The sequence below is a fragment of the Oceanicella sp. genome (genome assembly GCF_056449545.1).
In genome coordinates this window covers 47,521-62,262 of sequence record NZ_JBWOMN010000086.1, presented here as the reverse complement: position 1 = coordinate 62,262, position 14,742 = coordinate 47,521, and the positions used below count along the sequence as shown (strand labels likewise).

The window sequence follows — 14,742 nt, the reverse complement described above, 5'->3', positions numbered from 1 at the left end:
GCGCGCAGGACCGCGCCGCGAGGCGGCTAACGCGCCGGGCCGGTGAGCGCCGCGACAAGCTCGCCCCTGGTCCAGACGTCAAGCGCCGCCGCGTCCAGAAGCGCCTCGCGCTTGCGCCAGTCCTCGGGGCCAAGCTGGGTCAGGCGGCGCGCGATCCGGTCGCGCAGCGCCGCCGAGGCGGCGTCGCCGCTGGCCGCCGCCAGGGTGGCGTAAAGATAGGCCCGCGAATAGCTGCGCGGTTCGTCGAGCCCTGCGGCCGCGGCCAGCGCCGCCGTGCGCAGGCCCGGCAGGCCGCCCGAGGCCGCGGCGGCCATGGCGGCGTCCAGCGGCGCGGTCGTCGGCTCGGCCTCGTCCTGCGCGCGCAGGATTGCGGCGGTGGACAGCCCGGCCTCGATGCTGTCGCGCATCCCCGGGGCGCCGTCGGCGCCGCCCCCGGCCGCGAACAGCGCATGGGCGTAGGCGGCCTCGGGGTCGCGATCCGCCAGCGCTTGGGCCAGCGCCGCCGCCACGCCGACATCCTCGCGCGCCAGCGGGGCGAGCAACGCGGCCCCGGTCGCGGTCGCGCGCGGCGCGCCGACGCCGGTCAGCAGCGCCAGCCCGGCGGCGCGCCGGTTGGCGCCGGCCAGGGCGCCGCCCTGAATCGCCTCGGCCAGATCCGCGCCGCTCAGCAGCGTCGCCGGGTCGGCGGAGGGCGCGGCGGAGGCGGTCAGCGACAGCGCCGTGATCGCCGCCGCCGGGTCTTCGAAAGCGTCGAGGGTGTTTTCATCGATGCGCATGGGCTGATCCGGCGCGGCGGCGATGGTGAGCCTGCCGCCCTCGTTGAGCAGCCGCTTCACCGCCGCCGCGGCCGCGTCGACGAATTGCGATTCTTCGGGGCTCAGGGGGCGCTGCCCGCCCTCGCTCAGCGCCTGGCGCATGAAACCGCCGACGATGGCGTCGGCGGCGTCGAAATCGAAGGCTTCGGGCGGGACGATGGGCCGGATGCGGCCGATCAGCCCGCCCTCCTCGTAGGAAATCGAGGCGGCGCGCAGGATCGCCACCGGCACGGGGTCGTCGCCGTCGAAATTCTCGCGCAGCCAGACATAGTCGAAATTGGCCTCCACGCTGATCGCACCGGCGTTGCGCAATGCCGCCTGCATGGCGAAGTCAAACGCGCTCGACCCCATTTCATAGGCAAGGTCGACCGAGATCAGATCGGCGATGATGGCGTCATATCCGACCATGGACACGCCGCCGGCGGCCTCCTCGGGCAGGCATGACAGCGGCGCCGACACGCCGGTGAAGTCGAGATGCACCCTTGAATTGTCGCCGACCTGACGGTTGGAAATGTCCAGCCGGTCCGCCGAGACCGGGCAGGTTCCCTCCGGACTGTCGGGCAGCGGCAGGTGGACCACAAGCCCGGTGAGGCCGACCTCGCGCCCGTCCGGCGACACGGTCATCGCCTCGTAGGTCAGATCCATGGTCGAGCGCAGCGACAGGATCGCGGTCTGCGCCAGGAAGCGCGACAGCGATTGCATGGAGAACGCGTCCCAGATCATCGGGCCTTTGGGCGCCGGCTGGGCGGCGAGCGGCGCGGCGGCGGCAACGGCGATCAGCGAACAGGCGGCGAGAAACCCCGCGCGCGTGCCGCGACGCGAGGATCTGCTGGTCTGGCGGGGCGTCTGGCGAAACATCCGGTTTTCCTTTCAATGGTCGATCCGGCGGGCGCCCGGCTCCGGGGGCGCCGCGCCGGGGCCGGGCGCGCGCCGGGCCGGGGGTCGGGCCCGGGGGCGGCGGCAGTGTCGCCGGGATTCGATCTCGAAAAAAGACTTTCCGTGCAATTGTCGTCGTTTTGCGACCGGCTGCGGGTCCGGCGCCCCGCCCCGGCGCCAGCCGGGCGCCGCGCGGCGTTCAGCCGTCGCGGCCGGGCCCAACGGGAGGCGCCGCCTGCAGGGCGGCCCCGACGGGCGGGAGAGCCGCCCCCCGGATCAGCTGCCTGGGATGGTGTTGCGCGCGCCCTCGCGGCTTCGCCGCGTCGGGGAATGCGCCGCGCTCACTCGGAGAGCGCGGCGATCCCGGGCAGGGTCTTGCCTTCGAGCCATTCCAGGAACGCGCCCCCGGCGGTGGAGACATAGGTGAAGCGCGCCCCGGCGCCCGAGGCGTTCAGCGCCGCCACCGTGTCGCCGCCGCCGGCGACCGACAGCAGCTTGCCCGCCTCGGTCAACTCCGCCGCCTTCAGCGCGGCGGCGTCGGTGGCGGCGTTGAAGGGCTCGATCTCGAACGCCCCCAGCGGTCCGTTCCAGACCAGGGTCTCAGCCTGCGCGAACCGCGCGGCGATGTCGGCCACGGCCTGCGGCCCGGCGTCGAGGATCATCGCGTCGGGGGGGCAGGCGTCGGCCGGCACGATCCGGCTTGCCGCGCCGGCCTTGAATTCGCGGGCCACCACCACGTCGGCGGGCAGCACGATCTCACAGCCTTTCTCGGCCGCCCGGGCGATGATCTCGCGCGCCGTGGCGCCCAGATCATGTTCGCAGAGCGACTTGCCGACATCGACGCCCCGGGCCGCCAGAAAGGTGTTGGCCATGCCGCCGCCAATGATGATCTGATCGACCTTTTCCAGCAGGTTGCCCAGCAGGTCGAGCTTCGTCGACACCTTCGCGCCGCCGACCACGGCGATCACCGGATGCGCGGGGTTTTCGAGCGCCGCGGACAGGGCCTCGAGCTCCTTTTGCATCAGGCGTCCGGCGGCGGCGGGCAGGCGGCGCGCCAGGCCCTCGGTGGAGGCGTGGGCGCGGTGCGCGGCGGAGAAGGCGTCGTTGACATAGACATCGCCCAGCGCGGCGAGGGCGTCGGCGAAAGCGGGATCGTTGGCCTCCTCGCCGGGATGAAACCGGGTGTTTTCGAGCAGCAGCGTCTCGCCCGGGGCCAGCGCGGCAACGGCCTCGGCCGCCGGGGCGCCGACGCAGTCGGGGGCGAACTTCACCGGCGCGCCCAGCGCCGTCTCGATCGCGGCGCGCAGCGGGGCCAGCGACATCTCCGCCACGGGCCTGCCCTTGGGCCGGCCGAAATGCGCCAGCAGCACCGGCTTGCCGCCCCGCGCGAGGATGTCGCGGATCGTCGGCAGCACCGCGCGGATGCGGGTGTCGTCGGTGACCTTGCCGTCGCGCATGGGCACGTTGACGTCAACGCGCACCAGCGCGGTTTTTTGCGAAAAATCCAGATCGTCGAGGGTCTTGAAGGTCATTCAGCCTCTCCCGGTCGGTTTTCTTGATGCATTGGATCGACCCACAGGCCGGGCTTGCGCCCGGTCCGGCGCGCGGATGCGCAACCGGCCGCCCCCGGTCGGGAGCGGCAAGCGGCGATCAGGCGCAAGCCGTCAGAGGAATTTCGCCATGGCGACCGCGGTGTCGCTCATGCGGTTCGAAAAGCCCCATTCGTTGTCATACCAGGTCAGGATCCGGCACATGCGCCCATCCATCACCTTGGTCTGGTCCATGTGGAACACCGAGGAATGGGGGTCATGGTTGAAATCCATGGACACCAGCGGCTCGTCCGTGAAGCCGAGCACGCCTTTCAACTCGCCATTCGCGGCCTCGCGGATGGCGGCGTTGATCTCGTCCACCGAAGTGTCGCGCGCCGCGATGAAGGTCAGGTCCACCACCGAGACATTGGGCGTCGGCACCCGGATCGCCACGCCGTCGAGCTTGCCGTTCAGGTCCGGCAGCACCAGCCCCACCGCCTTGGCGGCGCCGGTGGAGGTCGGGATCATCGACATCGCCGCCGCGCGGCCGCGATAGAGATCCTTGTGCATGGTGTCGAGCGTCGGCTGATCGCCGGTGTAGGAGTGGATGGTGGTCATGAACCCCTTCTCGATGCCGATGGTCTTGTTGAGCACGTAGACCACGGGCGAGAGGCAGTTGGTGGTGCAGGAGGCGTTGGACACCACCACGTCATCGGCGCTCAGCGCGCCGTCGTTGACGCCGAAGACGATGGTCTTGTCGGCGCCGCCGGCAGGGGCGGAGACCAGCACCCGCTTGGCGCCGTTCTGCAGATGGATCGCGGCCTTGTCGCGCGAGGCGAAGATGCCGGTGCATTCCATGGCCACGTCGACATCGCCCCAGGGCAGTTCGGCGGGGTTGCGGATGGCGGTGATGCGGATCGGCCCCCGGCCCACGTCGATGGTGTCGCCGCTGACGGTCACCGTGGCGGGGAAGCGGCCATGCACGCTGTCATAGCGCAGCAGGTGGGCGTTGGTTTCGACCGGGCCCAGGTCGTTGATCGCCACCACCTCGATATCGGTGCGGCCCGACTCGATGATCGCCCGCAGCACGTTGCGCCCGATGCGCCCAAAACCGTTGATCGCGACCTTTACCGCCATATTGCCGTCCTTCGATTGTGATCCGGCCATTGGTGACCGGGTGAAACCATGCAGTCGCCGCGCTTATAGCCGCCGGCGCGGCGCCGGGGAAGCCGCGTTTTGGCGCAGGACCTTTGCAGGAGCCGAGTCGGCTTTGCGCGCCGCGGCTACAGCAGCGCCCTGACCTTTTCGGCCACCGCCTCGGCGGTGATGCCGAATTCGCGGTACAGATCGGCGATCGGGGCCGAGGCGCCAAAACCCTCCATGCCCACGAACCCGGCCTTCTTCACCGCGCCGCGCTCGCCGCACAGCCAGCGGTCCCAGCCGAAGCGCACCGCGGCCTCGACCCCGACGCGCACCGGGCCGGCGGGCAGCACCCGGCGGCGATAGGCCTCGTCCTGGGCCGCGAACAGTTCCCAGCAGGGCATGGACACCACGCGGGTCCCGATGCCTTCGGCCTCCAGCAGTTCCCGCGCCGCCATGGCGATCTCGACCTCGGAGCCGGTGGCCATCAGGATCGCGCGGCGCTTGTGATCGGCGTCGGCGAGCACATAGGCCCCCTGGGCGGTGAGGTTCTTGTTGGTGTGCTTCACGCGCAGGGTCGTCAGTCCCTGACGGGTCAGCGCCAGCGCCGAGGGGGTGGTCCCGGCCCCCATGGCGATTTCCCAGGCCTCGGCGGTCTCCACCGCGTCGGCGGGGCGGAACACGTTCATGTTGGGGGTGGCGCGCAGCATGGCCAGATGTTCGACCGGCTGGTGGGTGGGGCCGTCCTCGCCCAGCCCGATGCTGTCATGGGTCAGCACATAGGTCACCCGCACCCCCATCAGCGCCGACAGCCGCATGGCGCCGCGCGCGTAGTCCGAAAACACCATGAAGGTGCCGCCATAGGGCGCGACCCCGCCATGCAGCGCCATGCCGTTCATCGCCGCAGCCATGCCGTGTTCGCGGATGCCGTAGTAAACGTAGCGCCCCTTGCGGTTGTCGGCGTCGAACACGCCCAGATCCGGGGTCAGGGTGTTGTTGGAGCCGGTGAGATCGGCCGAGCCGCCGATGCTTTCCGGCATCACCGGATTGATCGCCGCCAGCGCGTTTTCCGACGCCTTGCGGGTGGCGAGCTTCGGCTGCTCCTCGGAAATCCGGCGTTTCAGCTTGCGCACCGCGGCGGCCAGCTTCCTGGGCGGCTCGCCGGCGATGACCCGGGCGAATTCCGCCTGCCGGGCGGCCGACAGCGCGCCGAGCCGGCCCCGCCAGTCGGCCATGGCGCCCGCGCCGCGGTCGCCGATCGCGCGCCAGCCGGCGGCGATGTCGTCGGGGATCGCGAAGGGCGGGCTGCTCCAGCCGTAGATCTCGCGCACCCTGGCGATCTCGGCCTCGCCCAGCGGCGCGCCATGGGCGCCGGCGGTGTCCTGCTTGGCCGGCGAGCCGAAGCCGATATGGGTCTTGCAGTCGATCAGCGACGGGGTGTCGGTCTGCCTGGCCGCGGTGATCGCGGCGTCGATCGCCTCGGGGTCATGGCCGTCGCAGGAAAACACCGACCAGCCCGCGGCGGCGAAGCGCGCCTGCTGATCGGTGACGTCGGACAGCGACACGCTGCCGTCGATGGAAATGCCGTTGTCGTCCCAGAGCACGATCAGCTTGCCGAGCCGCTGCTTGCCGGCGAGGCCGATGGCCTCGTGGCTGATTCCCTCCATCAGGCAGCCGTCGCCGGCGATCACGTAGGTGTGGTGATCAACGACCTTCCTGCCGAATCGCGCCGCCATGGATTGTTCGGCCATGGCCATGCCCACGGCGGTGGCGAGGCCCTGGCCCAGCGGGCCGGTGGTGGTCTCGATTCCCGGCGCGTGCCCGTATTCGGGATGCCCGGCGGTCTTGGCGCCCCACTGGCGGAAATTGCGCAGCTCCTCCATGGTCATGCCCGGCGCGCCGGTCAGGTGCAGCAATCCGTAGAGCAGCATGGACCCGTGCCCGGCGCTCAGCACGAAGCGGTCGCGATCCGGCCAGTCCGGGGTCGGCCCGTGGAATTTCAGGTGCTTTTCGTAAAGCACGGTGGCCACGTCCGCCATGCCCATGGGCATGCCGGGATGCCCGGACCTGGCGGCCTGCACCGCGTCCATGGCCAGCACCCGCAGGGCGGCGGCCTTGTTCCAGTGCTCGGGGTGCTGGGCGCGAAGTTCGGAAATGTCCACTTGCGTCGTCTTTCTGGCTGGAGGGCCGGGGAGGGGGCCGATTGACATGGTGCGCCGGTCGTCCTGGGGCGGGCTGGCGCGCGCCCGGACGACCGGCCGCGTGACCGGACCGATACGGGGGGCGCGGTCGCCGGACGGGCGGTTTTCGCGCGCACATTGCGCATCGCCCCGCGCCCGGTCAAGCGCCTGAATGTCGCTTGCGACGCGAAACCGCTTTGGCGCCGGGCATGGCGCGCGCGCGGCGCGGCCCGTGGCGGCGCCCGCGCAACGCGGCGTTTGACATGGGCGCGGCGACCTGATTCGATCCGCGAACGGGTGGCGAAGGGGCCGGGCGCGCGGCGCCGGGCCGGTCAGGCGGGAGGCGCGGGCGTGACTGCGGGCAAAGACAGGGCGGCGGGTTCGGACAGGGTGAAGGCGGCGCGGCGGGCGTTTTCGGCCGCGCTTGGCGAATTGGAGGCGGTGATCGCCGGCAGCGCGCCGGCGGGCGCGCAGGCCGACGCGATCGCGGCGCTGGAAGCCCGCATCGCGGGGCTGGAGGCCGAACGGGCGCGCCTGACCGGCGAACTGGCGGCCCTGCGCGCGGCGCGCGAAACCGACGCCGAGATGATCGAGGGCGCGCTCACCGAGCTGCGCGCCGTGGTGTGACGAGGCGGCGCGGGACGACCCCGACGCCGCGCGTGAGCGGAGGCGAATGCCATGGCTGAATTGCAGATTTCCGTCGGCGGGCGCGGCTATGCGGTCGCCTGCAAGGATGGCGAGGAGCCGCATCTGGCCGAGGTGGCGGGGCTGCTCGCCAGCGAGGCCGACGCGCTGCGCCGCCAGTTCACGGCGCTGCCCGAGGGGCGGCTGCTGCTGATGGCGGGGCTGATGACCGCCGACAAGCTGCACGGGGCGCGGGCCGAACTGGCGCGTGCGCGGACCGGCGGCGGCGCGGCGGCGTCCGACGGGCTGTTCGCGGCCCCGAAGGCGGATGCGCCGGCCGATGACGACCTGCGCGCGGCGCTGGAGGCCATGACCGCGCGCGCCGAAGCGGCGGAGGCGCGGCTGGCGCAGGCCGAGGCCGGCGAGGCCGAGGCGCTGGCGGCTTTCGAGGCCGCGACGCAAAAGCTGCGGAGCATGATCGCCGGGATCAACGGCGGCGCCGCCGCCTGAGCCGCCCTTCCGGGCCGCCGCCATCCCCGCAACGGCAAAACGCCGCGCCCCGGGTCCGGGGCGCGGCGCTTGCGCGGATCGCGTCGGGTGACGCCCGGCGACCTCAGGCGGCGCCTTCGGCGTTGGCCTGGCGGATCTTGTCGGCGGCCTCCTTGGAATAGGCGACGCCGGTTTTTTCGAACAATTCGTCAAGCTCGCCGGACAGGGTCATTTCGGTGATGATGTCGCAGCCGCCCACGAACTCGCCCTTGACGTAGAGCTGCGGGATCGTCGGCCAGTCCGAGAACGCCTTCACGCCCTCGCGCACCGCCTCGTCGGCCAGCACGTTCACGTCCTTGAAATCGACGCCCATGTAGTTCAGCACCCCGGCCACGCGCGAGGAGAACCCGCATTGCGGCGCGGTGGCGGTGCCCTTCATGAACAGCACCACGTCATTGGCCTCGATATCGGTCTTGATGGTTTCCTGAGCGGAATTGGTCATTGGCTCGGCTCCTTGGTCGGTTCCGGGGGCGTTGCGGGCGCCCGGCCGGAAAATGAGATCGGGGAATGGGGTCGGGTGACGGGATCGGATCGGGGCTATGCGGGATCGGGCGCGCGGGTGGTCAGCGCCAGCGCGTGCAGATCGCCCCCCATGCGGCCCTTGAGCGCGGCGTAGACGGCGCGCTGCTGCTGCACGCGGTTCATGTCGCGGAATTCCTCGGCGATGACGCTGGCGGCGAAGTGATCGCCGTCGCCCGCCAGATCGGTGATCTCGATCTGGGCGGAGGGGAACGCCTCGCGGATGAGCCGTTCGATCAGTGCCGCTTCCATCGCCATGGGCCGCTCTCCTTGGTTGTCATGCGTTCTCTCGCATGTAGACCGGCGTGCGGCGTTGGGCAAGGCGCAATGCCCGACGAAAATCGTCGAGGTCAGGGCGGCGCGGCGATCAGCCGCCGTCGCGGCGACCCCCGCGCGCCAGCCACAGCAGCGCCGCGATGACCGCGGCGCCGGGGATGATCACCGCCGCGAGATATCCGCCCGGATGGCGCCATTTGTCCATGTTCACGCTGCGCCCGTAATAGGGCGGGCCGTCGCCATACGCCTCCAGCAGCGCCGTCGCCGACAGCCAGACGACCACGACCAGCGCCAGCGCGGCGAGCGCCAGGAACACCGCGCGGGCGTTCATTTGTAGGCCGCGATCAGCTGCACGTGGCAATCGGGGCCGTTGCCCACCGCATCCTTCAATTCCTTGACGAAGAACGACATCCAGCTGGTCAGGTCGATGCATCCCGCGCTGCCGGGGGTGTCGCCGCCATGGATGAAGAACCCGCCGCGACAGCTGGTGTCGGTGCGCTTGTAGGGATGGATGGTGATCCGGTGCGTGCCCCAGGCGGCGTCGCTGGCGGGCTTGTACCAGGCGTTCTCCCACATCTCGCTGGGATTGATCCAGTAGTCGCCGGCGGGGATGGGGCCGATTCCGGGCATGCCCTGACGGTCGGTCGAATAGTCGAAGCCGGTCTTGCCGCCGGGCGTCTTCACCGGTTTTCCCGAGACCGCCGGGAAACTGACGTATTTCTTGTTCTTGCGCCAGATATACAGGTTCTTGCCGTCAAAGCTGATGCTCACATCGGCGCGGCAGGCGGAGACGGAGGGATCGCTCCATTCGCTGCCGTAGCTGGTCTTGTAGGGGGCGGGGCAGGCGTCGTTGGGGGCGGCCATGATTCAAGCTCCAATCGATAGAGGGATCCAATCTGTCGGAGCAGCATCGCATGGTCGGGATGTCGCCAGCCTGAAAACGGCTGATGACCTTCGCGCCTGATCGCCGGCGCGGGGCCCTAGGCGTCGAGCATCCGGGGCAGGGCGCTTGCATGAGCCGCAGCCAGATCGGCGAGCGCGACCGCGCTGTCGCCAAGGCGCATGTCCTTGCCGCCCATCGCCCCGACGCGCCTTGCCGCGACCCCGGCGCCCCGCGCCTGCGCCAGCACGGCGCCGGCGTCGGCGGGCGCGCAGGCCACCAGATAGCGCCCCTGATCCTCGCCGAAGAACCAGTTGGCGGCGGGCTGCGCGTCGTCGGCCTCGATCATTGCGCCGGCGCCGCAGGCCAGCGCCATTTCCGCCGCCGCCAGCGCCAGCCCGCCATCGGACAGGTCATGCGCCGCCGAGATCAGCTTCCCGGCGTGCAATGCGCGCACCAGGTCCCCGGCGCGGCGCTCGGCGGCGAGGTCGACGGGCGGCGCGTCGCCCTCTTCGCGCCCGAACAGTTCGGCGAGCCAGGCGGACTGGCCCAGATGCCCCGCGCCCGGATCCCCAAGCAGGACCAGCGCGTCGCCGTCGCGCGGCGCCATGCGGATCAGCTGCGACAGGTCGTCGAGCAGCCCCACCGCGCCGATGGTCGGGGTCGGCAGGATGCCCACGCCGTCGGTCTCGTTGTAGAGCGAGACATTGCCCGACACGATCGGCATGTCGAGCGCCAGACAGGCCTCGCCGATGCCCTCGATGCAACCGACGAGCTGGCCCATGATCTCGGGTTTCTCGGGGTTGCCGAAATTGAGATTATCTGTTGTCGCCAAAGGCTTGGCGCCGGTGGCGCAGAGATTGCGATACGCCTCGGCCACCGCCTGCCGCCCCCCCTGGCGCGGATTGGCGCGGCAATAGCGCGGCGTCACGTCCGAGGTGAAGGCCAGCGCCTTGCCGGTCCCGTGCACCCGCACCACCGCCGCATCCGACCCGGGGCGCACCACGGTGTCGGCCATCACCATGTGGTCGTATTGTTCCCACACCCAGGCGCGCGAACAGTAATTCGGCGATCCCGCCAACGCCAGCAGCGCTTCGGCCGGGTCCATCGCCGGGTCCATCGCCGGGGCGTCGCCCAGCGGCGCGGGCGCCGGGGTCTCGACCCAGGGGCGGTCGTATTCCGGGGCCTCGCCCGACAGCGCCTTCAGCGGCAGATCGGCCTTCACCTCGCCATGCAGGCGGATCAGGAACCGGTCCTCGGCGATGGTCTCGCCGACCACGGCGAAATCCAGATCCCACTTGTCGAATATGGCCTTCGCGTCGGCCTCGCGTTCGGGGCGCAGCACCATCAGCATGCGCTCCTGACTTTCCGACAGCATCATTTCATAGGCGGTCATGTCGGGTTCGCGCGTGGGCACCTTTTCCAGATCCAGCGCCACGCCGAGCCCGCCCTTGTCGCCCATCTCCACCGCCGAACAGGTCAGCCCCGCGGCGCCCATGTCCTGGATCGAGATCACCGCGCCGGAGTCCATCAGCTCCAGACAGGCCTCCAGCAGGCGCTTTTCGGTGAACGGGTCGCCCACTTGCACCGTGGGGCGCTTTTCCTCGATGCCCTCGTCGAATTCGGCCGAGGCCATGGTGGCGCCGCCGACCCCGTCGCGCCCGGTCTTGGCCCCCAGATACACGACCGGCATGCCGACGCCCGAGGCGGCCGAATAGAAAATCGAATCGGCGCGCGCCAGCCCGGCGGCAAAGGCGTTGACCAGGCAATTGCCGTTATAGGCGGCGTGAAAGCGCAATTCCCCGCCCAGGTCGGGCACCCCGAAGCAGTTGCCATAGGCGCCGACGCCCTCGACCACCCCGCGCACCAGATGCGCGGTCTTGGGATGCGAGGGATCGCCGAAGCTCAGCGCGTTCATCGCCGCGATCGGCCGCGCGCCCATGGTGAACACGTCGCGCAGGATGCCGCCGACGCCGGTGGCGGCGCCCTGATGGGGCTCGATGTAGGAAGGGTGGTTGTGGCTCTCCATCTTGAACACCACCGCCTGGCGACGGCCCTGCGCGTCCACGCCGATATCGACGACGCCGGCGTTTTCCCCGGGGCCGCAGATCACCTGCGGGCCTGTCGTGGGCAGGGTGCGCAGCCATTTTTTCGAGGATTTGTACGAACAGTGTTCGTTCCACATCGCCGAGAACACCCCCAGTTCGGTGAAGCTCGGGGTCCGGCCCAGAAGGTCGAGAATGCGCTGGTATTCATCGGGCTTCAGCCCGTGCTCGGCGGCCAGCGCCTGATTGACCATCGGCTCTTGCGAGAGGGGGCGTGATGCGGACATGGTGGCCTCGTCGTTGCTCGGGCGGGTTTTAACGCAGCGCGGCGCCAGTGGAAAGCGGCGATGAGGGCATGCGGCGATGACAGGTGATTCAGGCGGTTGGCGCGGGCATGGCGCCGCCGCGATCGCGGTGCTGATCTGGTCGGGATGGATCGTCGTCACCCGCGATCAGGTCAGCGTCGTCGCCCCGCTCGACGTCGCCATCATGCGCTACGGCGTGCCGGCGCTGCTGCTGGCGCCGATCTTTTTCAGGCGCGGCCTGTTTCCGCGGGGCGAAAAGGCCGCCACCCTGGCGGTGATGACCGTCGGCTGGGGCGCGGGGTTCGGGATGCTGACCGCCAAGGGGCTGGAAACCGTGCCGGTGGCGCTGTTCGGGCCCATGGTGCCCGCGACGCTGCCGCTGATCCTCGCGGTCTGGGACCGGCGCGCCAACGGCCGGATCGGGCCGGCGCGGACGCTGGGGCTGGGGTTGATCGCCTTCAGCATCGCGCTGATCGTGGTCCCGGCCTTCCTGCGCGCCGACGCGGCGTTCCTGACCGGGGCCGCCTGCCTGAGCGGCTCGGCCATCGGCTGGGCGGCCTTCACCCTCGCCTATCGCCAGAGCCGACTCACCGGCATGGAGGCCACGGCCTATGTCTGCCTGTATTCGACGCCGGCGCTGATCGCGGCCGCGCTGGTCCTTGGCACCCGGCTCGCCAGCCTGGATCCGGGCGCGCTTGCGGGGATCGCGCTGTCGCAGGGGGTGCTGTCGGGCATTCTCGCCGTGGCGAGCTTCGGCTACGCGGTGCGCCGGCTGGGGGCGGCGCGCACCGCCGCCTTCACCTCGCTGGTGCCCGTGGGCGCGGCGCTCGGCGGCTGGCTGTGGCTGGGCGAGGCGGTGAGCCCGATGGGCGCGGCCTCGGTGGCCAGCGCCTGCCTTGGCGTGGCGCTGGTGACCGGCGCCTTCGCGCGCCATTCGGCGTAGGGCGGATCCCGATCCGCCATTGGCGCGGCGCGGTTCAGGCCGCGGCCGGCGCCCCGACCAGGCTTTCGAACAGCCGCGCCCCGTCCTCGCCGCCAAGCGCCGGGTCGTTGAGCCGCTCGGGATGCGGCATCATGCCCAGAACCCGGCGGTTCCGCGACAGCACCCCGGCGATGGCGGCGGTCGATCCGTTGGGGTTGTCGCCGCCATAGGAAAACGCGATTCGGTCCTCGTCCCGCAGGCGCGCCAAAAGCGCGTCATCGGCGAAATAGGCGCCATCGTGATGGGCCAGCGGCACGCGGATGCGCTCGCCGCGCGCGTAAGCCGACGTGAACGGGCTGTCGGCGGTCTCCACCGCCAGATCCACGTCGCGGCAGACGAATTTCAGCCCGGCGTTGCGCATCAGCGCGCCCGGCAGCAGCCCCATCTCGATCAGCACCTGAAAGCCGTTGCAGATCCCCAGCACCACGCCGCCGCGCGCCGCGAAATCGGCCACCGCCCGCATCACCGGGGCCCGCGCCGCAATCGCCCCGCAACGCAGGTAATCGCCAAAGGAAAATCCGCCGGGCAGCGCCAGCACGTCGAGACCGGCGGGCAGCGTCGCGTCCTTGTGCCAGACCATCGCGGGTCTGCGCCCCGAGGCCCGTTCCAGCGCCACCGCCAGATCGCGATCGCAATTGGAGCCGGGAAAGACGATGACGGCGGATTTCATGGGCGGGGCCTCCGGTCGGGTTTCGGTCAGGCGTCAAAACGGGTGATCACCGCCACCCCCGGCGGCGCGGGGGCGTCAAAGGCGGCGAGTTCGGCGGTCGCGTCCGACAGCCCCACCCGCCGCGCGATCAGCGGCGACAGGTCGAGCCGCCCGCCGGCCAGCAGCGCGAACAGCCCGTCGAATTTCCACGCCGGCATGCCGCGGGTGCCGTAAAGCGCCAGCTGGCGCGCATAGACCACGTCCATGGGCAGCGCCAGATCGGCGTGATCCCCGGCCGGCATGCCGATCTGCACGTAGCGGCCCAGCGGGCGCAGGGATCGCAGGGCGTTTTCGGCGGTCGCGGCGATCCCCAGCGCGTCCAGCGCCACATGGCCGCCGCCGCCGGTGATCTCGCGCGCCGCCGCGCCCACATCCGGGCATTCGGCGGCGTTCAGCGCCGTCGCGCCCAGCCGCGCCGCCAGCGCCAGCTTGTCCGTGGTCACGTCCACGGCCAGCACCCGCGCGCCCATGGCCAGCCCCAGCATCACCGCCGACAGCCCGACGCCGCCGGTCCCGTGCACCACCAGCCATTCGCCGGGGGCAAGCGCTGCGCGCCCGGTCAGCGCGTGCCAGGCGGTGGTCACCCGGCAGCCCATGGCGGCGGCGAGACCCGGATCCAGCCCCGCGGGCATGGCGGCGAGATTGGCGTCGGCGCGGGGCACGGCGATGCGCTCGGCGAAGGCGCCCGGCGCGGTGAAGCCCGGCACGATCTGCGTCGCGCACACGGTCTGATGGCCGCGCGCGCAATCGGCGCAGCGCCCGCAGGCGAGGATGAACGGCGCGATCACCCGATCGCCGCGCCGCCAGCGGGTCACGTTCGCGCCGGTCTCGATCACCTCGCCGCAGAATTCATGGCCAAGGATATGGGGCAGGTCGATGTCGGGATCCGCCCCGGTCCAGCCATGCCAGTCGGAGCGGCAGATCCCGCAGGCCATCACCCGCAGCACCACGCCATCCGCGGCGCAGACGGGCTCGGGCGCCTCGCCGATCTCCAGATCCCGGCGCCAGCCGGTGAGCATGGCCGCGCGCATGGGCTCAGAGGATCTCCACGTCGAAATTCTCGATCACCGCATTGGCCAGCAGCTTGACGCACATGTCGGTCACCCGCGCATGGGCGGCGTCGCGATCCGCGTCGGCCAGATCCAGTTCGATCACCTTGCCCTGGCGCACCTCGTTGACGCCGTCAAAGCCGAGCGAGCCCAACGCATGCCGGATCGCCGCGCCCTGCGGGTCGAGCACGCCGGGCTTGAGAGTGATGTGAACGCGAGCCCGCATGGTGAGTCTCCCCGATCTGTTGGCGCCTGCCCGCGCCT

The 14,742-nt window shown here is 71.0% G+C and carries 15 protein-coding genes; 3 read left to right on the top strand and 12 right to left on the bottom strand.

Features of this window, described 5'->3' with window-relative positions; translation table 11 throughout:
• Positions 1 to 26: 26 nt before the first annotated feature.
• The 4 genes from AC1HC7_RS12115 to tkt form a co-directional block, all read right to left on the bottom strand.
• Complete coding sequence (locus AC1HC7_RS12115; RefSeq protein ID WP_479497875.1) at positions 27 to 1,673, bottom strand: hypothetical protein; 1,647 nt, start codon at positions 1,671 to 1,673, stop codon at positions 27 to 29.
• A 359-nt stretch (positions 1,674 to 2,032) separates the two neighbouring features.
• Positions 2,033 to 3,223: a phosphoglycerate kinase gene (locus tag AC1HC7_RS12110; protein WP_479497876.1), complete on the bottom strand. Its 1,191-nt coding sequence runs from the start codon at positions 3,221 to 3,223 to the stop codon at positions 2,033 to 2,035.
• 132 nt (positions 3,224 to 3,355) lie between these two features.
• Entirely contained in the window at positions 3,356 to 4,357 is a 1,002-nt protein-coding gene (gene gap, locus AC1HC7_RS12105; RefSeq protein WP_479497877.1) for a type I glyceraldehyde-3-phosphate dehydrogenase, read from the bottom strand.
• A 146-nt stretch (positions 4,358 to 4,503) separates the two neighbouring features.
• Complete coding sequence (gene tkt, locus AC1HC7_RS12100; protein WP_479499051.1) at positions 4,504 to 6,522, bottom strand: transketolase; 2,019 nt, start codon at positions 6,520 to 6,522, stop codon at positions 4,504 to 4,506.
• A 369-nt stretch (positions 6,523 to 6,891) separates the two neighbouring features.
• On the opposite strand from tkt, the gene AC1HC7_RS12095 reads away from it, so the two are divergent.
• Together AC1HC7_RS12095 and AC1HC7_RS12090 are read left to right on the top strand one after the other, a co-directional pair.
• Positions 6,892 to 7,167: a hypothetical protein gene (locus tag AC1HC7_RS12095; RefSeq protein WP_479497879.1), complete on the top strand. Its 276-nt coding sequence runs from the start codon at positions 6,892 to 6,894 to the stop codon at positions 7,165 to 7,167.
• A 51-nt stretch (positions 7,168 to 7,218) separates the two neighbouring features.
• Complete coding sequence (locus tag AC1HC7_RS12090) at positions 7,219 to 7,674, top strand: cell division protein ZapA (protein ID WP_479497880.1); 456 nt, start codon at positions 7,219 to 7,221, stop codon at positions 7,672 to 7,674.
• A 103-nt stretch (positions 7,675 to 7,777) separates the two neighbouring features.
• On the opposite strand, the gene grxD is transcribed toward AC1HC7_RS12090, so the two are convergent.
• The 5 genes from grxD to purL all read right to left on the bottom strand — a co-directional run bounded on the left by grxD (position 7,778) and on the right by purL (position 11,720).
• Positions 7,778 to 8,155, bottom strand: coding sequence for a Grx4 family monothiol glutaredoxin (grxD, locus tag AC1HC7_RS12085; protein ID WP_479497881.1), 378 nt, complete (start codon positions 8,153 to 8,155; stop codon positions 7,778 to 7,780).
• Positions 8,156 to 8,250: 95 nt separating this feature from the next.
• Positions 8,251 to 8,490, bottom strand: coding sequence for a BolA/IbaG family iron-sulfur metabolism protein (locus AC1HC7_RS12080; RefSeq protein ID WP_479497882.1), 240 nt, complete (start codon positions 8,488 to 8,490; stop codon positions 8,251 to 8,253).
• Between the two features lie 109 nt (positions 8,491 to 8,599).
• On the bottom strand, positions 8,600 to 8,839 hold the full coding sequence (locus tag AC1HC7_RS12075; protein WP_479497883.1) for a hypothetical protein: 240 nt from the start codon (positions 8,837 to 8,839) through the stop codon (positions 8,600 to 8,602).
• On the bottom strand, positions 8,836 to 9,372 hold the full coding sequence (locus tag AC1HC7_RS12070) for a L,D-transpeptidase (protein WP_479497884.1): 537 nt from the start codon (positions 9,370 to 9,372) through the stop codon (positions 8,836 to 8,838). Before AC1HC7_RS12070 ends, AC1HC7_RS12075 begins: the two co-directional genes overlap by 4 nt.
• A 116-nt stretch (positions 9,373 to 9,488) precedes the next feature.
• Positions 9,489 to 11,720, bottom strand: a complete 2,232-nt coding sequence (purL, locus tag AC1HC7_RS12065; RefSeq protein ID WP_479497885.1) for a phosphoribosylformylglycinamidine synthase subunit PurL — start codon at positions 11,718 to 11,720, stop codon at positions 9,489 to 9,491.
• Positions 11,721 to 11,796: 76 nt separating this feature from the next.
• Between purL and AC1HC7_RS12060 the strand changes: the two genes are divergently transcribed.
• A complete protein-coding gene (locus AC1HC7_RS12060) occupies positions 11,797 to 12,681 on the top strand; it encodes a DMT family transporter (protein ID WP_479497886.1) in 885 nt (294 codons plus the stop codon).
• A 34-nt stretch (positions 12,682 to 12,715) separates the two neighbouring features.
• Here the strand turns inward: AC1HC7_RS12060 and purQ are convergent, their stop codons facing one another.
• Genes purQ through purS form a run of 3 tightly spaced genes read right to left on the bottom strand, consistent with a single transcriptional unit; the run spans position 12,716 to position 14,704 of the window.
• Positions 12,716 to 13,390 carry a phosphoribosylformylglycinamidine synthase subunit PurQ gene (gene purQ / locus AC1HC7_RS12055; RefSeq protein ID WP_479497887.1) on the bottom strand — a complete coding sequence of 225 codons (675 nt, stop codon included), beginning with the start codon at positions 13,388 to 13,390 and terminating at the stop codon, positions 12,716 to 12,718.
• Between the two features lie 26 nt (positions 13,391 to 13,416).
• Positions 13,417 to 14,460, bottom strand: a complete 1,044-nt coding sequence (locus AC1HC7_RS12050; protein WP_479499050.1) for a zinc-dependent alcohol dehydrogenase family protein — start codon at positions 14,458 to 14,460, stop codon at positions 13,417 to 13,419.
• A 4-nt stretch (positions 14,461 to 14,464) separates the two neighbouring features.
• Positions 14,465 to 14,704 carry a phosphoribosylformylglycinamidine synthase subunit PurS gene (gene purS, locus AC1HC7_RS12045; RefSeq protein ID WP_479497889.1) on the bottom strand — a complete coding sequence of 80 codons (240 nt, stop codon included), beginning with the start codon at positions 14,702 to 14,704 and terminating at the stop codon, positions 14,465 to 14,467.
• Positions 14,705 to 14,742 lie beyond the last annotated feature (38 nt).